This window comes from Polynucleobacter sp. es-EL-1 (genome assembly GCF_018687975.1).
Lineage (GTDB): Bacteria > Pseudomonadota > Gammaproteobacteria > Burkholderiales > Burkholderiaceae > Polynucleobacter.
In genome coordinates this window covers 888,190-906,030 of the sequence record NZ_CP061310.1, presented here as the reverse complement: position 1 = coordinate 906,030, position 17,841 = coordinate 888,190, and the positions used below count along the sequence as shown (strand labels likewise).

Genomic DNA, 17,841 nt, shown 5'->3' with positions numbered 1-17,841 from the left:
TTTAGCTTCCCGAACTGTTGCTTGGTGCCTTTAATGGATTGATGACTTTTACATCAGCACTATTGCGCCAGTAACTCATAAACCCTGCAAATTCTGATTGCGCAGCAAGTGCTTGTATCTGCCCTGCCTGGGCTTTAAGAATCTTCGGATCTGAATTACTTGGTTGGCGCACTTGATCAATTCGGTAAATGGTCATACCTACACCTGGATTAGAAACCGAGACAAGTGCAGGCAATTTGTCTGGACTGACAGTCATTACCTGATCGAGCGATGGGCCAAGCAGATTGCCTGGCTTATTACGAGAAATCCAAACTGGACTCGCAAACCCGCTGGCATTCTTTGGGTCCTTCTCCAGGGAGGCTAATTTCTCATTAGCTGCTTCGATGGCCAACTTTTCAGCCGCGCGTTGAATCACTTGACGTTTGACTTCAGATGAAACCTGCGCAAACGGTAAAACTTGAGCGGGATGTAATGTCACTACGCGGGCAGAAACAAAAACGCCTGGTGAGATTTGAACCGCTTCGATATTGCGTTTGTTATTTCGTGCCTCATCACCATAGAGTGCTTGCACCACTTTAGGATTGGCTAAGGGATGGTCTTTTGAAACGCCAGTGGCACCGCTACGAGTGACTCCCTTTTGCGTTTGAATGCTTAACTTCAATTTATCAGCTGCTGGCTTCAGACTATCCGACTGGTCATAAGTCATATTGGCAAACAAATCGGCTTTCTCGCTAAAAACTTTAGGATCTTCTTTGGGATCGGCCTTTAGAACAATGTATTCCACATCCAGGTATTCTGGCTGCTCAAACAATTTAGCATTGGCTTCATAAAAAGCCTTGAGCTCATCAGCACTTGGATTTACCTTAGATGAATAATCCTTAGCATTAAATTGCAAGGCTTGAACTTGTCTCTCGGTTTCGTATAGTGAAGAAACAATTCCGGCCAATTTAGGGTTGGCTAACTCAGTCCTTGCAACAGAATTCACCAGCTGTGCAATCTTGAGTTCAAAACTTTGGCCCGCATAAAACTGCTCTTCATTCATGCCATTATTTCCTAGCAGTTGCTTAAAGCGCGCATCATCAAAGGTACCGTCTTCGCGATACAGGGCACGAATTTGAGGGATCTTCTGCAGGCTGCTGACCAATTCTTTTTTGCTTACTTGTAAACGCAGATCATTGACCGCAAAACCTAAGATGCGCTGTTGCAGTAACTCATTTAAGATCGCCTGGCGAAATGGTAGGCTTTGTGCGATTTGAGCATTTCCGCCAACACGCTCAGCCTGACGTTTAGCCGCCATATCCACCTCTTGCAAGGTAATGGGGTTGCCGTTTACTTTGACTAAATCAGTCTCCTTGTCCATGAATTCGGAATAGCTTGAAATTCCAAATAAAGCGAAGGAAGGAACAATGAACAGCAAGAGTGCAAACTGCAAAATTTTACGGTGCTTACGTACAGAATCAAACATGAGTTAATTACCAAGAAATGAGTTGATACTGATAGTGTACTGGGCGAAGGCCTTGGGTGGCCAGAGAGCCAGAAGCTGGGGAAAAAACCAGCAATACTTTAAGAGGTATTTGGGAAACTGGTGGGCGCTGACGGGATCGAACCGCCGACATTCTGCGTGTAAGGCAGACGCTCTACCATCTGAGCTAAGCGCCCCAAATTAATACAGACGAGATTGTAACCTAGAGTGAAGGTCAGAAGGAATTCTTCATCGGATTCGAGCAGAAAAATGACTCAAATCAAATGAAAAATCCCTTTCTTTTCAAGCAATATCTAGTGCTATCAGTGCTTTAGAGCCTCTCCTGAAGACAGTTTTTCAGTAGCCTTGCTAGCCTCGGCAGCCTTTTTAGCCAACTCTTCTGGGGTTGGGTCTGGCAAAGCCTCTGGTTTGCGCTCTAACGCAAGATCTAAGACCTTATCAATCCAACGAACCGGAACAATTTCAATCGCATTCTTCACATTATCCGGAATATCAATCAAATCCTTTACATTCTCTTCCGGAATCAAGGCCAACTTGATGCCACCCCGATGCGCAGCCAATAGCTTCTCTTTGAGGCCGCCAATTGGCAATACCTCACCACGCAAAGTAATTTCACCAGTCATTGCAACATCAGATCGAATCGGAATGCCTGTAAAGACAGACACCAATGCAGTCGTAATCGCAATGCCTGCTGAGGGACCGTCTTTCGGTGTGGCGCCATCTGGGAAGTGAATATGAATATCCTTCTTCTCAAAAGCCTCATCAGCAATGCCCAGAGTCCTCGCTCTTGAGCGCACAACTGTTTTAGCCGCTTCCACCGACTCTTTCATGACATCGCCAATAGAACCTGTACGAGTGATGACACCCTTACCTGGCATTACCGCTGCTTCGATGGTGAGCAGATCTCCGCCAACCTCTGTCCAAGCCAAACCAGTCACCTGGCCAACTTGGTTTTCTTTAGCAGCTAAACCGAAGTCGTACATTTTGACGGAGAGGAACTTCTCAAGGTTGTCAGCATTCACGGTTACTGGTGCAGCTTCTTTCTTGAGTAGTAAGAGTTTGACCACCTTACGGCAGATCTTGCTAATCTCACGCTCAAGAGAACGCACACCCGCTTCACGAGTGTAGTAACGAATCATGCTGCGAACAGCACTTTCCTCTATCTTGAGTTCATCTTTCTTGAGGCCATTATTTTTAATCTGTTTAGGGATTAAATAATTCGTCGCAATACTGGTTTTTTCATCTTCGGTGTAGCCCGCAAGACGAATAATCTCTAAGCGATCCAGTAATGGACCAGGGATATTCAAGGAATTAGATGTCGCCACAAACATAACATCAGATAAATCAAAGTCAACCTCGACATAGTGATCTTGGAATGTGTGGTTTTGCTCTGGATCTAAAACCTCTAGCAAAGCACTGGCAGGATCGCCGCGGAAATCCATACCCATCTTATCCACTTCGTCCAAGAGGAATAGTGGATTGCGCACGCCCACTTTAGTCAGGCTGGTCAAAATCTTGCCAGGCATCGAACCGATATAGGTACGACGATGCCCACGAATCTCAGACTCATCACGAACGCCACCTAAAGCCATACGGACAAACTTACGATTGGTAGCACGCGCAATCGATTGACCTAGGGAAGTCTTACCAACCCCAGGGGGGCCAACTAAACACAGAATTGGTGCTTTGACACGGTCAACGCGTTGTTGAACTGCGAGGTACTCCAAGATACGCTCTTTAACCTTATCCAAACCATAGTGATCCTCATCTAATACTTTTTCTGCATTCGCAAGATCATTATTGATTTTGGTTTTTTTCTTCCAAGGAAGATTAACTAAAGTATCGATGAAGTTGCGGATCACTGTAGCTTCGGCAGACATTGGTGACATCAGCTTGAGTTTTTTCAACTCAGACTCCGCTTTTTTCAAAGCCTCTTTAGGCATACGGGCAGCCTTGATGCGCTTCTCAAGTTCCTCGAGATCTGCACCCTCTTCGCCCTCACCCAATTCTTTTTGAATCGCTTTTACTTGTTCATTGAGGTAATACTCACGCTGACTCTTTTCCATTTGACGCTTCACACGCCCACGGATACGTTTTTCGACTTGCAGGATATCAATCTCGCTTTCGAGATCAGCCAAGAGACTTTCTAAACGCTGCACGACGTCTGTCATCTCTAGCAAGCGCTGTTTCTGCTCAAGCTTCACTGGGAGATGCGCGCAAATCGTATCGGCCAATCGACTCGGATCATCAATGCCACCCAAGGAAGACAGAATCTCTTGTGGCACTTTCTTATTGAGTTTTACGTACTGATCAAATTGCGCCATGATGGCGCGACGCAATGCTTCAGTCTCATGAGCATCCAAAGAACTCATTGGTGTAGGGGTCGCTTCGCAGGAGAAAAATCCCTGACTATCTTCGACTTGACTCACTTCAGCTCGCTGCACACCCTCTACCAATACTTTCACTGTGCCATCTGGCAATTTAAGCATCTGGAGAATATTGGCTATACATCCGACCTCATAGAGATCCTCGACGGCAGGCTCATCCTTAGCAGCTGTTTTTTGAGCTACTAGCAGGACATTTTTGCCAGTTTCCATGGCAGCCTCAAGGGCTTTAATCGATTTAGGGCGACCGACAAATAATGGGATCACCATATGCGGAAACACCACCACATCCCGTAAAGGGAGCAAAGGCAGTTGAATGGGTTCAGAGGGTAATAATAAGTGGCCAGGCATGGGGCAATTCCTCCAAAATAGTCATTCCGTAAAATTCATTAAAAATGTCGTACCACTAGATACAGACATATTTCATGAATAGGATACTACCTATATGGGTGCCCCGAAGTGAAAAACAAGGGGTTAAAGTGTCAAAAAAGAGCAAAAACCCTGTGAAAACAGCAAAAAAAGCTAAAAATTAGGCTTTTTTGCTGATTTCTGCAGATTCGTCGCCTTGTTTGTAGACCAAGATGGGTTTACCCCCCTCGGCAATAGTGCTTTCGTCGATAACGACTTTTTGCACATTTTTAAGGGATGGGAGGTCGTACATCACATCCATAAGGGAACCCTCAAGAATAGATCTTAGGCCCCGCGCACCCGTTTTGCGAGCAATCGCCTTTTTAGCGATGGCAGATAAGGCTGCTGGGCGAACCTCTAACTCAGAACCTTCCATGGTCAGCAAGGCTTGATATTGCTTAACCAAGGCGTTCTTAGGTTCAGTCAGAATTTGAATTAATGCGGTTTCGTCTAGTTGCGCCAAAGTCGCCACAACTGGCAAACGACCGATTAATTCTGGAATTAAGCCAAATTTAATTAAATCTTCAGGCTCGACCTCAATTAACAGATCACTCACACCCCGATCATCTTTTCCAGGCACAGCTGCATTAAAACCGATGCCTGTTTTAGCAGTACGCTGTTGAATCACCTTTTCAAGGCCATCAAAAGCACCACCGCAGATAAATAAGATATTGGTCGTGTCGACTTGCAAGAAATCTTGATTTGGGTGCTTACGGCCACCCTGAGGAGGCACAGAAGCCATAGTGCCTTCAACCAGCTTTAACAGCGCTTGCTGAACACCCTCGCCGGATACGTCACGAGTAATAGATGGGTTGTCAGACTTACGCGAGATCTTATCAATTTCATCAATATAGACAATGCCGCGCTGTGCTTTTTCTACGTTGTAATCACAAGCTTGCAAAAGTTTTTGAATAATGTTTTCAACGTCTTCACCAACATAACCTGCTTCGGTCAATGTGGTGGCATCCGCCATGACAAATGGCACATCGAGCATTCGCGCCAATGTTTGAGCCAATAATGTTTTGCCTGAACCTGTTGGTCCAATCAGCAAAATATTGCTCTTTGCCAACTCCACACCATCAACCATTGCCTTGGCAGGAACTTTAGACTCTTTTTTATCTGCACTCGCCTCAACAGGTTTACCGTCTTTATCGAGCTTCTCTTTTTTAGGCTTAGGTAAATACTGTAAGCGCTTGTAATGGTTGTAAACCGCAACTGCTAAAGTCTTCTTCGCGTGATCCTGACCAATCACATACTGATCTAAATTCTCGCGAATTTGATGAGGTGTTGGTAAGGAGTCATCGCCGTCTTCTTTAGGAAGCTTGGCTAATTCTTCTTGAATGATGTCAGTACATAAATCAATGCACTCATCACAGATAAAAACGGAAGGACCCGCAATCAGCTTTTTAACTTCATGCTGACTTTTTCCACAGAAAGAGCAATACAGAATTTTTTCTGGGCTATTAGTAGTAGTTGTATCGCTCAAAATAAATATTCTTGGTGAGTGTATTAAGGACGCTTATCAATCACTTTATCGATTAAACCGTACTCCATCGCCTGCTCGGCAGACATGAAGTTATCACGGTCAGTATCTTTGGCGATGGTCTCAATAGATTGACCAGTACGATCGGCCAAGATCTTATTTAAGCGTTCGCGTAAGTAGAGAATTTCACGAGCTTGGATTTCAATATCCGATGCCTGACCACGCGCACCACCTAAAGGCTGGTGAATCATCACGCGTGAATTTGGCAATGCATAACGCTTACCTTTCTCGCCAGCACACAACAAGAACGCACCCATACTGGCAGCCATACCCATACACAAGGTACTTACGTGTGGCTTGATAAATTGCATGGTGTCATAGATCGCTAGGCCAGCAGATACGGATCCACCGGGAGAGTTGATATACAGAGAGATTTCTTTGTCTGGATTCTCGCTCTCAAGAAATAATAGCTGGGCAATGACCAAGTTAGCAGTTTGATCATTTACTTCGCCAACTAAGAAAACAACGCGTTCTCTGAGTAGGCGAGAGTAAATGTCATACGCCCTCTCACCTCGACCAGAGGTTTCAATCACCATAGGAACTAAACCCAAACCTTTGGGTTCTAAATTCTCAGACTGGAAATCATTCTGGCTCATGGGATCAGACCTTTATGTAGTAAATACTGAATCTTAATTAAGTTTGCTGAGCTCTTCGAAGGTAACCGCTTTATCAATTACTTTAGCCTGGGAGGTGAAGTACTTGATCACGTTATCTTCAAGAACCAAGTTCTCGATATCTTTAAGACGACTTGGATTGCTATAGAACCAACGGACTACTTCTTTAGGATCTTCATAAGTAGCGGCTTGCTCATCAATCTCAGCTTTGATTTGGTCTGCAGTTGCAGCTAAATTTTGTTGCTTGACTAAATCACTGAGGATCAGGCCGAGGCGAACACGCTTAAGCGCTTGCTCTGCAAAGATATCCGCAGGAATCGGCGCATCTTTCGCATTCGGGACACCACGTTGCATGAGGTCTTGACGCGCAGACTCAACCAAACGCTCCTGCTCTTGCGCAACCAACGTTTTGGGTGCATCTAATTCGCATAGGCTGTTGAGCTTGTCCATTACCTCACCTTTTAATAAAGAGGTAGTGCGGCGCTTGGTTTCACGCTCTAAATTCTCTTTTACTTCTTCGCGCATCTTGGCGACACCACCTTCGGTAACTCCTAATGACAATGCAAACGCATCATCAACTGCAGGAAGGTGCGGCCAGTTCACAGACTTCACGGTGATCGTAAATTCGGCTGTTTTACCAGCAACATCTTTACCGTGATAGTCAGCTGGGAAGCTTAATGGGAAAGTTTTGCTCTCACCTGCTTTGAGTCCTAAAGTAGCTGCCTCAAATTCTGGGAGCATACGACCTTCACCGAGAACATATTCAAAGTTCTCAGCCTTGCCACCAGCAAACTCAACGCCATCGATCTTGCCTACAAAGTCGATAACAACTTGGTCACCAGCTTGAGCTGCAGTATTTGCGCCGCCATCACCATGAGGACCTGCTTCACCACGTGGGTGGTAATGCACTTGCTGCTTACGCAATACATCGAGAGCACGATCAATCTCTGCATCAGAAATATCGGTGGTGTATTTAGTCACTTCAGCTTTGCTGAAATCGCCAATTTTTACTTCAGGCAGAACTTCAAAAAAGGCGTCAAACACAATCTTGTCTGCATCCAATTCGCTCTTAGGATCTAAGCGAGGCTGACCAGCTAAAAGAATATTTTCTTTTTTCGCTAAATCAAAAAAGAGTTCAGAAGCTTTATCGAACTGCAACTCAAAATCGACTTGCATTCCATACTGTTTTTCAACCATGCTCTTGGGCACTTTTCCTGGACGGAAGCCGGGGGCTTTCATGGTCTTGCCTAATTTAGCCAATTGGGCTTCTCTTGCCTTAGCCAAATCGGCACGAGCGAACTCTAAGGTCACTTTGCGGTCTAACTGACCTAAATTTTCTATCTGCACAGCCATTCTCGTCTCTTAATTGAAAATCAGAATATGTGAAGCCCAAGCCAAGTAGCAATCTTGTGGTGCGAGGAGGGGGACTCGAACCCCCACACCATTTCTGGCGTCAGGACCTAAACCTGGTGCGTCTACCAATTTCGCCATCCTCGCGCGAATTCCGCAAACGCTACCGAGCTAGAACTTCACTCTAAAGACCGTAATTCTACAATGCTTAGTGGTTTTGGAGGATCTTTTAGGCCTTGTAGAGCAAAGCTACCGCATGAACGGCAATGCCCTCACCCCGCCCTAAATGGCCTAGGGATTCATTTGTTTTGGCCTTGAGGTTGACATGGCTTGGGGTAACAGCCAAATCTGCCGCAATATTGCGCACCATCTCAGGAAGAAAAGTTGCTAATTTAGGCTTCTGACAGATGATGGTGGCATCGACATTTCCCACCTGAAAGCCTGCAGCTTGAATCTTTTGTAAAGCACTTCTCAGCAAAATACGGCTATCCATATCCTTAAACTGGGGGTCGGTATCTGGAAAAAGCTGGCCAATGTCATTAAGCCCTGCCGCACCAAGCAAAGCATCGGTTATGGCATGCAAGAGTGCATCCGCATCTGAGTGGCCCAAAAGCCCCTTCTCGCTGGGAACATGAACTCCACCGAGAATTAACTTTCGATCTACCACTAAAGCGTGCACATCATAGCCTTGGCCAATTCGAAATTGCGGAATATGAGATGCACTTTGGGTCATGTGAAGACTGTATCCTTATTTTTGCGAAGATTGCAATATCACTTGCATTAAAGACCAATCGGCCGGATGGGTTACTTTGAAATTACGAGTCGCCCCTTCTACTAATATTGGCTTTATCCCAGCAAGTTCCATGGCACTGGCCTCATCAGTAATATCGGCTTCCTGTCGAATACCGTCTTCAATAGCGTCATGCAATGTTTTTAAGCAAAACATTTGTGGGGTCTGAGCCTGCCAGAGATGGTCTCTCGCAACCGTCTTTTGAGCGCGAATTGGATTGCCGGCGATAACCAAGGTGCCATCGGATAACTTTAAGGTGTCTGCAACCGGCATTGCCAGCAAACCACCCTCACCACACTCGCTCACTACGCCAATGAGCTTTTGAATCAGCTCGGGAGTAATTCCAGGACGGGCTGCATCGTGCACCAACACCCAATCTGTTTCTGGAATGCCCGCCTCAAGCATTGCTGCCAAGGTATTGCGTACTGTTTCTTGGCGAGTTGGGCCGCCAGTGGGTAAGCAATGCAGGGGTTTAGCAGTATTAGACAACCCTCCCAGAATGGGGTTATTGATAAATCCAGGGCTCACACCAACCCAAATAGAGGCAATTTGTGGTGTCTTGATAAATGCATCGATGGCGTAAGAAAGCATTGGCTTGCCTGCTAATTCCTGAAACTGCTTTGGCAAAGCTCCCCCAAGACGAGAGCCTGTCCCAGCGGTAGGTAGCAAGGCATGGCATTGGGCTTGGGTTGATGAATTTGCGGAAGGCATACCTGATTCTATAATGAGCCTAGATGTCAGACGCATTAAAACTGGTACCCCCCATACCCGCACCCCGGGCTGGGCAGCGCTTTACCTTTTCGGGGCTGGTTGGCTCAGCAGATGCTGCCCTCATTGCCCAATCTGCCCTTCGCTATCGATCTGAGTTTTCTGTGATGGTCGTTTTTTGCGCACAAGCCCAAGAAGCCCAACGTCTATTGGAAGAAATTCCAGCGTTTGCCCCACAACTGAAGACTCGTCTTTTGCCTGACTGGGAAATTTTGCCCTATGACCATTTCTCACCACATCAAGATTTGGTCTCTGAGCGACTTGCCACCTTATATGAATTACTAAATGGCAGCTGTGACATTGTGTTGGTGCCAGTCACAACTGCGCTCCAAAAGTTAGGTCCGCCTGCATTCTTATCGGGACATACCTTTTTCTTCCGTCAAGGCGACAAACTCAATGAAGCGGCATTAAAACTGCAACTGCAACAGGCTGGGTACGACCCTGTAAGTGCTGTCATGCGTCCAGGTGAGTACAGCATTCGTGGTGGCTTAATTGACTTATTCCCCATGGGATCAAGCCTGCCCTATCGCTTAGATCTTTTTGGCGATGAGATAGAGCAAATTCGCGCCTTTGACCCAGATACACAAAGAAGTTTGTATCCAGTTAAGGAAGTGCGTTTATTGCCTGGCCATGAATTTCCCTTTGATGATGCATCGCGCACTGCCTTTCGGGGTCGTTGGCGCGAAGTATTTGAAGGCGATCCAACCCGTTGCTCTATTTATAAAGATGCCAACCTGGGAATCCCGAGTGCCGGAATTGAATCTTACTTACCGCTCTTTTTTGAAGAGACCTGCAGCGTATTCGATTACTTCCCACGTTCTGGTGATCCCGTTTGGATTGTTGGCACAGGCAATCTAGAGGAAGCCATTAAAAGCTTCTGGAAGGACACACTTTCTAGATATGAATTTTTAAAGCACGATCTTGATCGACCCATTCTTCCGCCTAGCGAGTTGTTTCTGGATGTTGATCAATTCTTTAGCGCTGCTAAGCCCAATGCGCGTTTAGTTCTTGAAAAAGAAACTAAAGATACCCCGCAATTTTTAGCCGTGCCCGATCTGGCAGTTCATCGTCGTGATGCAGATCCCATCAATCGTTTACGTGCACTGGTGTCGCAAGAGAAAGTGCGAATATTAATTTGCAGCGATAGTGCTGGTCGTAAAGAATCCATACGGCAGCTATTCGAAGAGAGTAACGCGGTTGCAGGCCAAAATGGCAAACCACTCTACCCATTAAAGCCAGAAGGATTTGATGGAATAGCTGACTTTATGAAGAGTGGCTCACTCTTTGGTTTAGTGACGGCCCAATTATTTAACGGCTTTACTTGGCCAGCTGAAAATCTGATTGTTGTTACAGAAGCTGAATTATTTACTACCACTGCTCGTCAGCGCCGTAAGGGTAAGGATAGCGAAAGTGCTGATCCGGACATGCTGTTCAAGGATTTATCTGAGCTGAAGATTGGAGATCCAGTCGTTCATTCAGATCATGGCATTGGCAGATATCAGGGGTTGGTACTACTGAATTTAGCGCCGCCAAAAGAAGAGCCCATCTTTGAAGAATTTTTACACTTGGTCTATGCCAATGAGGCTACCTTGTATGTGCCTGTTCAGCAATTGCAAATGGTTACACGCTATGCCGGCTCTGATCCTGATTCAGCGCCACTTCATCAATTGGGTTCTGGTCAATGGGATAAAGCTAAGCGTAAAGCAGCACAGCAGATTCGGGATACTGCAGCAGAGTTATTAAGTCTATATGCGGCACGCGCAATTCGTAAAGGCCATGCTTTTGAATTCTCAGCACATGACTATGCCGCCTTTGCTGAGAGTTTTGGATTTGAGGAAACACCGGACCAGGCCAATGCCATTGCTGCAGTCATTGGAGACATGACCAGCGGCACACCTATGGATCGTTTGGTTTGCGGTGATGTAGGTTTTGGCAAAACAGAAGTTGCATTACGCGCTAGCTTTGTAGCGGTCATGGGCGGCAAACAAGTCGCTATTCTAGCGCCAACAACCCTTCTGGCTGAACAACATGTCGCAACTTGGAAAGACCGTTTTGCAGACTGGCCAGTGCGTATCGTTGAGCTCTCACGCTTTAAAACCACCAAAGAGATTAATACGGCATTGGAAGCCATTGCTAAAGGCGAGGCTGACATCATCATCGGCACCCATAAGCTGCTCTCCAAAGAAACTCAGTTTGCCAATTTGGGATTGGTGATTGTGGATGAAGAACACCGCTTTGGCGTGCGTCAAAAGGACGCTTTGAAGGCATTGCGGGCTGAAGTCGATATTCTGACCTTAACAGCTACCCCCATTCCGAGAACCTTAGGCATGGCTATGGAAGGGCTTCGAGAATTTTCGATTATTGCTACTGCCCCACAAAAGCGTTTAGCCATTAAGACTTTTGTGCGTCGTGAAGGCGATGGCGTTATTCGGGAAGCGGTGTTACGAGAAATCAAACGTGGTGGTCAAGTCTATTTCCTGCATAACGAAGTGGAGACCATTCAGAACCGTAAGCACGCATTACAAGAACTGATTCCGGAAGCGCGCATAAGCGTGGCCCATGGACAAATGCATGAACGGGAACTCGAATCTGTCATGCGGGAATTTGTGACGCAAAGAACCAATATATTGTTGTGCACGACCATCATTGAAACAGGTATTGACGTACCTAGCGCCAATACCATCATCATGCATCGTGCAGATAAATTTGGCTTGGCACAATTACATCAATTGCGTGGTCGCGTGGGTCGCTCACACCATCAAGCCTATGCCTATCTTCTGGTTCCTGATCCAGAAGCCCTCAGCAAACAAGCGCAGTTACGACTCAATGCCATTCAAGCCATGGAAGAATTAGGTTCTGGATTTTATTTGGCTATGCATGATTTGGAAATTCGTGGTGCTGGTGAAGTTCTGGGTGATAAACAATCCGGTGAGATTCATGAGATTGGCTTTCAGCTGTATACCGAGATGCTCAATCGCGCAGTTAAATCTTTGCGAAGCGGAAAAGAGCCAGACTTATTGTCCCCACTGCAAGCTACCACTGATGTTAATTTAGGTGTTCCCGCCCTATTACCCAATGACTACTGTCCCGATGTTCATGAGCGCTTATCCTTGTATAAGCGTTTTGCAGGCACTGATGATTTTTCAGAGCTCATGGGATTGCGCGAAGAATTGGTTGACCGCTTTGGTGACTTGCCAGATCAAGCAAAATCTTTTTATGAGACCCATCGCTTGCGCCTTGAAATGACTGGTTTTGGTATCAAGAAAATCGATGCTACGCCTGCTTCAATTCAAATCCAATTTATACCCAATCCGCCGATTGATCCAATGAAGATTATTCAGTTAATTCAGTCATCAAAACATATTCAACTCAATGGTCAAGATAAGCTTAAAGTTCTCCCCCTCAAAGAACGGGATTTTGAAAAATTAGAGCAGCGCCTAGACCATATTCGAAAAATACTTCGTAGCCTTAATGAATCCGCTATGCTCACAACAGCTCAGGCAAGTTAATTATTTATATGACTACACCCCTTACTCTCGTAGCTTTGTCGCATGAACCGATCAATCCTGCCCTGCAGTCTGGGCTAGAGCATCATGCGAAAATTTTAGGTCTTCAGATAAGTTGCACCCAAAGCAATACAGCGCATCAACCCTACTTTTCACAACGTTGGTCATGTAATAAAGTATTGATGCCAGAAGCACGCATCGCGATGCGTGAGATCGCCACTCATTACCAGGCTGATTTGGCGTTTCTATCTGAGGGGTTTAAACCTCAAGATATCAAAGTATTGGCAATGGATATGGACTCCACCCTAATCAATATTGAATGCATTGATGAAATCGCAGACTTCACTGGCAAAAAAGCGGCAGTATCTGAGATTACTGAAGCTACTATGCGTGGTGAGATTAAAGACTTTAAAGAAAGCTTGCGTAGACGAGTGGCCCTACTAGAGGGTATCTCTGCAGAGGTTCTAGAGTCAGTGTATCAAGAGCGTTTACGCCCCAATCCGGGCGCAAAAGAATTGCTTGCAAATGCAAATGATCTTGGGCTCTACACCCTATTGGTATCTGGTGGCTTTACTTTTTTTACCGAGAAGCTGCGCCTAGAGTTAGGTTTTAAGCAAACTCAAGCCAATACCTTAGAAATCATTGATGGCAAACTGACCGGCAAAGTATTAGGCGATATTGTTGATGGCACAGCTAAAGCGGCCTATCTCGAACAAGCTTGCATCAAGATGGGTTGCTTGAAAAAACACTCTATCACCATGGGTGATGGCTCTAATGATCTGCCAATGATGCATGGCTCAGGCATTAGCATTGCCTACCGAGCTAAGCCTATCGTCAAAGAAAAAGCCGACGCGGCTTTTGACCGAGTCGGCTTAGATGCTGCTTTACTGCTCATCGACTAATCAGCGATCAGCAGTAATCTGAGGTGCTATTTTTAGAGGCGCTCAAAAATGGTTGCAATGCCTTGACCACCACCAATACACATCGTTACCAAAGCGTATTTACCTTGCACGCGCTGTAACTCATGGATAGCTTTAGTAGCAATTGCCGCTCCAGAACAACCAATTGGATGACCTAATGCAATCGCACCACCGTTAACGTTGGTTTTAGCAGGGTCTAATCCGAGACCTTTAGTGACAGCCAATGCTTGAGCTGCAAAAGCTTCGTTAGACTCAATGACATCAATTTGATCTAACTTCAAGCCAGCACGTTCCAAAGCGATTTTGGTTGCTGGAATTGGGCCTTCGCCCATGATGTGATTTGGCACACCAGCAATTGCATAAGAAACTAAACGAGCGATTGGTTTTTGACCAGCTTTCTTTGCAGTTTCAGCATCAGCCAATACAAAGAATGCAGCGCCATCATTAATACCAGAGGCATTACCAGCAGTCACACTACCGCCATCTTTCTTAAAGACTGCCTTCATCTTCGCCAATGTTTCCATGGTGGTGTCAGGCCTGACATGCTCATCGGTATCAAACACAACATCACCCTTACGGGTTTTGATAGTGATTGGAACAATTTGAGACTTAAAGCGACCTTCTTTGATGGCGTTAGCAGCGCGACGATGGGATTCTACTGCGAGGGCATCTTGCTCATCACGGGTGAGCTTCCACTTCTCTACCAAGTTCTCTGCAGTAACACCCATATGGCCTACGCCAAATGGATCAGTCAATACTGAAACCATCAAATCAATCATCTTGGTATCGCCCATGCGAGCGCCACTGCGCATTGCTGGTGAACCATACATGCCTCGAGACATAACTTCGACACCGCCGCCGATACCATAATCGCAATCACCCAACATGATGGCTTGCGCTGTAGTGACAATAGCTTGCAAACCTGAGCTACATAAACGGTTAAGAGCCATTGCTACTGACTCCATTGGCAAGCCCGCTTGAATGGATGCGACACGCGCAACATAGGCGTAGCGATTATCCGTTGGAATCGTATTACCAACGGTCACGTAATTAATTAATGCGGGGTCTACTCCTGAGCGTGCAACCGCTTCTTTCATGACCATGCCGCCGAGCTCACTAGGCTCAAGGCTGCTGAGTGCACCACCAAAACTTCCAATCGCAGAACGAACTGCACTTAAAACAACGACATCACGACTCATCACAATCCCCTTTACGAAGCCACTTTATGGCTCAATGAACTGCCCAAAAATAGACCCAAGATCCATTTTGTATTCCAATAATTAAGTTTCGGCTATTAGGTCATGCCCTTGGGAGTTAATAGCTGTAACTTTAATGATATCCCCAACTCGGTAACGTTTCGAGGGCTTTGTGGGCGGTAAAACCCGTACTAAACCATCAATTTCAGGGGCATCGCCCGTTGAGCGGGCAATTCCGCCAGATTCATCAACGCTATCTATGATGACTTGAAGACGTTTGCCTATTTTTTTGGCAAGTCGCTTAGTGGATATTTCTTCTGCCTTGGCCATAAATCGCGCACGCCGCTCTTCACGGACAGCATCAGGCACAGGGTTTTCTAATTGATTGGCAGTAGCACCATCGACGGGCGAATAAGCAAAGCAGCCTGCTCGATCAATTTGAGCCTCATCTAAAAAATCAAGCAAGTATTGAAATTCTTCTTCAGTCTCTCCTGGAAAGCCAGCAATGAAAGTGCTGCGAATCACTAAATCAGGACAAGCTGCTCTCCACGCAGAAATACGCTCAATGTTCTTTTCACCGCTTGCTGGACGCTTCATGCGTTTGAGTACATCTGGATGGGCATGTTGCAGCGGTATGTCTAGGTATGGCAATACACCATAACCATGATCAGAAAATTCCGCCATTAAAGGCAGGATGTCGTCAACATGGGGATAGGGATAAACATAATGTAAGCGCACCCATGCTTGATGCTCTCTAGCAATTTGATTGAGTGCATTGACCAAATCAAACATGCGCGTCTTGACTGGTTTGCCATCCCAAAAGCCGGTACGGTATTGAATATCAACACCATAGGCGCTGGTATCTTGAGACACCACCAATAGCTCCTTGACACCAGACTCAAATAATTTCTTTGCTTCAAGCAATACCTCGCCAATCGGTCGCGATACTAGATCGCCGCGCATGCTCGGAATGATGCAAAAAGTGCAGCGATGATTACAGCCTTCAGAAATCTTTAGGTAAGCGTAATGCTTAGGGGTTAACTTGACGCCAATGGGGGGTAACAAATCCGTGAAGGGATCATGAGGCTTTGGAAGATGTAGATGAATGGCCTGCATTACTTCAGCAGTGGCATGAGGACCGGTAACTGCAAGCACTTTTGGATGGATACTCTGAATGAGATCGCTGCCATCGGCATTCTTGCGAGCTCCTAGGCAGCCAGTCACAATGACCTTGCCATTCTCGGAGAGTGCTTCACCAATAGCGGCTAAGCTCTCCTCGACTGCGGAATCAATAAAGCCACAGGTGTTCACGACAACTAAGTCGGCACCAGAATAATCTTTGGCAGTTTCGTAACCCTCGGCACTTAACTGCGTGAGAATGAGTTCAGAATCAACTAAGGCTTTAGGGCAACCTAAAGAAACAAAACCAACTTTACCCGCCACAACTACTCTTTTTCAGTCTTAGCTGCTGGAGGTGTAAATGGAAATCCCCCAAAAATCGCTGGAGAGTTTTGCATCTGCTCTTGCATCTTGACAAACAAATCTTTGCTTTGCTCCATGTAGTTACCCATGAGACCTTGCATCATTGGGTTTTGGAGATTCATCATCTTGGCCCAAGCTTCTGGAGTACTACCAGCACCCAAGCCTTGGGTCTGATCGCCTAGCTTGTTATGAATATCAACAAAGGACTGCATCGTCTTTTCTAAATAACTACCCATTAAACCCTGCATGGAGTTGCCGTAGAAGCGAATGATTTGGGAAAGCATTTGCGTAGAAAAAACAGGTGCGCCACCAGCCTCTTCTTCCAAAATGATTTGCAACAAAATATTGCGAGTGAGGTCATCATCTGTTTTAGCATCCACTACGCTAAAGGGATCGCCAGACATCACTAAATTTTTAATATCGGCCAGCGTCACATAGGTGCTGGTTTGGGTGTCATATAAACGACGATTGGGGTACTTCTTAATCAGACGGGAGTCACCAGTCTTTTTTGAACGCGTAGCCATTATGTTTTCCTAACTCTTGATACTGCAATGCAACATCGGCATAGTTTATCCCTAGTTTGACCTAAAGGTAAATATGCCGATGCGCGTACTACCAAAACTGCGATTTTGAGGCGTTTTAGCCAGTATGTAGCCCGCCATTTAAGGAGAAGTCCGCACCAGTTGCGTAGCCACCATCCATTGAGGCAATCCAGCAGCAGATTGAGGCAATCTCTTCAGGAGTACCCAAACGCTTCACCGGCACCCCAGCAACAATCTTCTCTAGAACATCTTCGCGAATCGCTTTAACCATATCCGTTCCAATATAGCCAGGAGAAACCGTGTTCACCGTCACACCTTTGGAAGCCAGTTCTTGTGACAAAGCCATCGTAAAGCCATGCAAACCTGCTTTTGCAGTTGAATAGTTCGATTGGCCAAACTGACCTTTTTGACCATTCACAGAAGAAATATTGATAATCCGACCCCAACCATTGTCTGCCATACCGTCAACTACTTGCTTGGTGACATTAAATAGTGAATTGAGATTAGTATCGATCACAGCTTTCCATGCATCTGGAGTCATTTTGCGGAAGACGCTATCACGGGTAATACCAGCGTTGTTTACTAAAACATCAACGCGACCAACTTCTGCCTTAACCTTATCAAAGGCAGCTACAGTGCTATCCCAATCTGAGACATTACCTTCAGAGGCAATGAAGTCATAGCCCAAGGCTTTTTGCTCCGCAATCCAGCGGTCTTTGCGTGGTGAATTTGGACCGCAACCAGCGATCACCTTAAAGCCATCTTTGGCTAAGCGTTGACAAATCGCGGTACCAATTCCACCCATACCACCGGTTACATATGCAATCTTTTGAGACATGTGATTCCCCTTATAAA

Annotated in this window: 13 protein-coding genes and 2 tRNA genes; 2 read left to right on the top strand and 13 right to left on the bottom strand. The window is 45.9% G+C overall.

Features of this window, described 5'->3' with window-relative positions; genetic code table 11:
* Window position 1: 1 nt before the first annotated feature.
* From FD974_RS04585 to ispD, 9 genes are all read right to left on the bottom strand, one after another.
* On the bottom strand, window positions 2–1,465 hold the full coding sequence (locus tag FD974_RS04585) for a peptidylprolyl isomerase (protein WP_215366301.1): 1,464 nt from the start codon (window positions 1,463–1,465) through the stop codon (window positions 2–4).
* A gap of 118 nt (window positions 1,466–1,583) precedes the next feature.
* A tRNA-Val gene (locus tag FD974_RS04580) sits at window positions 1,584–1,659 on the bottom strand.
* Window positions 1,660–1,785: 126 nt separating this feature from the next.
* A complete protein-coding gene (gene lon / locus FD974_RS04575; protein WP_215366298.1) occupies window positions 1,786–4,218 on the bottom strand; it encodes an endopeptidase La in 2,433 nt (810 codons plus the stop codon).
* Window positions 4,219–4,396: 178 nt separating this feature from the next.
* Complete coding sequence (gene clpX / locus FD974_RS04570) at window positions 4,397–5,761, bottom strand: ATP-dependent Clp protease ATP-binding subunit ClpX (RefSeq protein ID WP_215366294.1); 1,365 nt, start codon at window positions 5,759–5,761, stop codon at window positions 4,397–4,399.
* 23 nt (window positions 5,762–5,784) lie between these two features.
* On the bottom strand, window positions 5,785–6,414 hold the full coding sequence (gene clpP / locus FD974_RS04565) for an ATP-dependent Clp endopeptidase proteolytic subunit ClpP (protein ID WP_215366291.1): 630 nt from the start codon (window positions 6,412–6,414) through the stop codon (window positions 5,785–5,787).
* Window positions 6,415–6,447: 33 nt separating this feature from the next.
* Window positions 6,448–7,785, bottom strand: a complete 1,338-nt coding sequence (tig, locus tag FD974_RS04560; RefSeq protein ID WP_215366288.1) for a trigger factor — start codon at window positions 7,783–7,785, stop codon at window positions 6,448–6,450.
* A gap of 57 nt (window positions 7,786–7,842) precedes the next feature.
* Window positions 7,843–7,929 (bottom strand) — tRNA-Leu (locus tag FD974_RS04555).
* 82 nt (window positions 7,930–8,011) lie between these two features.
* Complete coding sequence (ispF, locus tag FD974_RS04550) at window positions 8,012–8,515, bottom strand: 2-C-methyl-D-erythritol 2,4-cyclodiphosphate synthase (RefSeq protein WP_215366285.1); 504 nt, start codon at window positions 8,513–8,515, stop codon at window positions 8,012–8,014.
* Between the two features lie 15 nt (window positions 8,516–8,530).
* On the bottom strand, window positions 8,531–9,283 hold the full coding sequence (gene ispD, locus FD974_RS04545; protein WP_215366282.1) for a 2-C-methyl-D-erythritol 4-phosphate cytidylyltransferase: 753 nt from the start codon (window positions 9,281–9,283) through the stop codon (window positions 8,531–8,533).
* Between the two features lie 23 nt (window positions 9,284–9,306).
* On the opposite strand from ispD, the gene mfd reads away from it, so the two are divergent.
* Window positions 9,307–12,849 carry a transcription-repair coupling factor gene (gene mfd, locus FD974_RS04540; protein ID WP_215366279.1) on the top strand — a complete coding sequence of 1,181 codons (3,543 nt, stop codon included), beginning with the start codon at window positions 9,307–9,309 and terminating at the stop codon, window positions 12,847–12,849.
* An 8-nt stretch (window positions 12,850–12,857) separates the two neighbouring features.
* Entirely contained in the window at window positions 12,858–13,748 is an 891-nt protein-coding gene (serB, locus tag FD974_RS04535; protein WP_215366278.1) for a phosphoserine phosphatase SerB, read from the top strand.
* Between the two features lie 32 nt (window positions 13,749–13,780).
* On the opposite strand, the gene FD974_RS04530 is transcribed toward serB, so the two are convergent.
* The 4 genes from FD974_RS04530 to FD974_RS04515 form a co-directional block, all read right to left on the bottom strand.
* Window positions 13,781–14,965: an acetyl-CoA C-acyltransferase family protein gene (locus FD974_RS04530; RefSeq protein ID WP_215366276.1), complete on the bottom strand. Its 1,185-nt coding sequence runs from the start codon at window positions 14,963–14,965 to the stop codon at window positions 13,781–13,783.
* An 81-nt stretch (window positions 14,966–15,046) separates the two neighbouring features.
* Complete coding sequence (gene rimO / locus FD974_RS04525; protein WP_215366274.1) at window positions 15,047–16,405, bottom strand: 30S ribosomal protein S12 methylthiotransferase RimO; 1,359 nt, start codon at window positions 16,403–16,405, stop codon at window positions 15,047–15,049.
* Window positions 16,406–16,407: 2 nt separating this feature from the next.
* Complete coding sequence (gene phaR, locus FD974_RS04520) at window positions 16,408–16,968, bottom strand: polyhydroxyalkanoate synthesis repressor PhaR (protein ID WP_215366272.1); 561 nt, start codon at window positions 16,966–16,968, stop codon at window positions 16,408–16,410.
* A 115-nt stretch (window positions 16,969–17,083) separates the two neighbouring features.
* A complete protein-coding gene (locus FD974_RS04515) occupies window positions 17,084–17,824 on the bottom strand; it encodes a 3-ketoacyl-ACP reductase (RefSeq protein ID WP_215366270.1) in 741 nt (246 codons plus the stop codon).
* Between the last annotated feature and the right edge of the window lie 17 nt (window positions 17,825–17,841).

Coding starts and splice junctions, on each gene's coding strand:
- tig (WP_215366288.1), bottom strand. CDS start 7,785: ATGGCTGTGCAGATAGAAAATTTAGGTCAGTTAGACCGCAAAGTGACC.
- FD974_RS04585 (WP_215366301.1), bottom strand. CDS start 1,465: ATGTTTGATTCTGTACGTAAGCACCGTAAAATTTTGCAGTTTGCACTC.
- FD974_RS04515 (WP_215366270.1), bottom strand. CDS start 17,824: ATGTCTCAAAAGATTGCATATGTAACCGGTGGTATGGGTGGAATTGGT.
- lon (WP_215366298.1), bottom strand. CDS start 4,218: ATGCCTGGCCACTTATTATTACCCTCTGAACCCATTCAACTGCCTTTG.
- serB (WP_215366278.1), top strand. CDS start 12,858: ATGACTACACCCCTTACTCTCGTAGCTTTGTCGCATGAACCGATCAAT.
- FD974_RS04530 (WP_215366276.1), bottom strand. CDS start 14,965: ATGAGTCGTGATGTCGTTGTTTTAAGTGCAGTTCGTTCTGCGATTGGA.
- mfd (WP_215366279.1), top strand. CDS start 9,307: ATGTCAGACGCATTAAAACTGGTACCCCCCATACCCGCACCCCGGGCT.
- ispD (WP_215366282.1), bottom strand. CDS start 9,283: ATGCCTTCCGCAAATTCATCAACCCAAGCCCAATGCCATGCCTTGCTA.
- phaR (WP_215366272.1), bottom strand. CDS start 16,968: ATGGCTACGCGTTCAAAAAAGACTGGTGACTCCCGTCTGATTAAGAAG.
- clpP (WP_215366291.1), bottom strand. CDS start 6,414: ATGAGCCAGAATGATTTCCAGTCTGAGAATTTAGAACCCAAAGGTTTG.
- ispF (WP_215366285.1), bottom strand. CDS start 8,515: ATGACCCAAAGTGCATCTCATATTCCGCAATTTCGAATTGGCCAAGGC.